We start from the raw sequence: 1,797 nt of genomic DNA, 5'->3' as shown, positions 1-1,797 counted from the left end.
CCCAGTTTCCAAACATTAACTATCAAAGAGCATAATTACATCTGTAAAAGCAAACATTCATAGATAACTCCTTAGTTTTTAAAGATCTAGTTTTTACTAGATCTTTAAAGATATTTAGTTTTAAATATGAATGAGATTATTTATAAAATATAAAATTAGGAATAAAATTAAATTATAATTTTAAAGATTTAACTTAAATATAGTTTGATTATCTAAACTATAATCATTATATACTAATAATTATAGTATAACAACGCGCTATAACTTCAAATATATATCCCAATAAATACATATTTTTGTTTACTTTAAGAATTCTCATATAAAACTATGATATAATACAAGCCATAGTTTTAATTTTAATAAGGAGAATTCTCATGAAACTAGTTAAACTTAGTTTAGTAGCAGCGTTAGCTGCAGGTGCTTTTTCAGCAGCTAACGCTGTTTCACTTGAAGAAGCTATAAAAGATGTTGATGTATCAGGTATGTTCAGATACAGATTTGAATCTGATAGATTAGAACAAGGAAATGCTGTTTCTAATGGTTATAATGGTGTTAAAGAAAACAGACATAGATTTAAATCACAAATCAATTTTAAAGCAGCTTTAGATGATAATTTCAAAGCCTTTGTTCAATTCCAATATGGCAATACAAAAGAACCTGGTTTTGGAAATGCTGAAACTGATACTCATAGCACATTTGCTGTTAACCAAGCTTACTTAGAATACACTAACGAAGCTTATGCTACAAATGTACTTTTCGGTAAAATGGAAGTTGACTCAATTTGGACTGATGATGCAGTAGGTACAGGAGCTAAAGTTCTTAACAATTCTATCGAAGGTTTAACTTTTGCAGGTTACTGGTTTGATAGCTTCAATTATACAGATGATGGAGATTTTAATACTAATATTAGCCTAGGTAAAGCTTCTCTTTATGGTGCTGCTGTATTAGGTGATTTTGATCCATTTGCTTTCCAAGTATGGGCTGCTTATTCAAACAACTGGGCGTTCTTATATGCAGTAGATGCTAGCTATAAATTTGCATTCAATGACATGAACTTCAAAATCCAAGCTCAATACTTAGGAAATAGCTTAGACAGTGACAAAGAAGATCGCTTAGGATTAGAAAATGGAAATTTCTACGCTGCTCAAATCCAAGCAAATATTTCTGCATTTGATTTTCAAGCAGGTGTAGTTGGCTTTGGTGATAAAGATAAAACAAGTGTTGTTGTTTTAGAAGATAAAGGTAGTGTAATTGCTCCAGGTGAACAAATTTTCTATTCTGAAGGTAGTGATTTAAGAGGTAGCCATGGCGAAAACTTCTTCTATTTTGCAGGTTTAGGTTATACTTTTGCTGAAACTTTAAGAGTAGGATTTGATTATATTGGTGGTAAAACAGAAAGAACAGGTATGAATGATATCGATAAAAACGAATATATTGCAAGAGTATCTTATGCTTATAGCCCTAAACTTACATTTAGTGGATTCTATTCTTACTTAACAGAAGATTTAAATCAACAAGGCGTTGATGATAGAGATGATCAATTCATCAGACTTGAAGCTCTATACAAATTCTAATTATAAAAGCTAAGCCAAAAGGCTTAGCTTACTATATCTAAAATTATTTCCTCTTTTAATCCTTGTATTTTAATTTCTTTTATTTTTAAATCATTAGGTAGGTTTTCTAGTAAAGCTTCTTTACTATGTATATTTTTACTTGCTAGTATTCTTAATATTTTACCCCTATAAGCCTTTGCAAAGTGACTTAAAGTTTTGGAATTTTTTAAAAAAGTGAGGGTAA

1 protein-coding gene and 1 pseudogene are annotated in these 1,797 nt (G+C 29.8%); one reads left to right on the top strand and one right to left on the bottom strand.

Annotation, left to right across the window (positions count from 1 at the left end; translation table 11 throughout):
* The first annotated feature begins 374 nt into the window (after positions 1-374).
* Entirely contained in the window at positions 375-1,574 is a 1,200-nt protein-coding gene (locus tag L8X36_RS08020) for a major outer membrane protein (RefSeq protein ID WP_263683321.1), read from the top strand.
* A 23-nt stretch (positions 1,575-1,597) separates the two neighbouring features.
* Here the strand turns inward: L8X36_RS08020 and L8X36_RS08015 are convergent.
* Positions 1,598-1,797: pseudogene (locus L8X36_RS08015) on the bottom strand (peroxide stress protein YaaA); the annotation flags it as partial.

The sequence above is a fragment of the Campylobacter sp. CNRCH_2014_0184h genome (assembly GCF_025772985.1).
Classification (GTDB): domain Bacteria; phylum Campylobacterota; class Campylobacteria; order Campylobacterales; family Campylobacteraceae; genus Campylobacter_D.
This window is presented reverse-complemented; position numbering and strand designations above follow the sequence as displayed.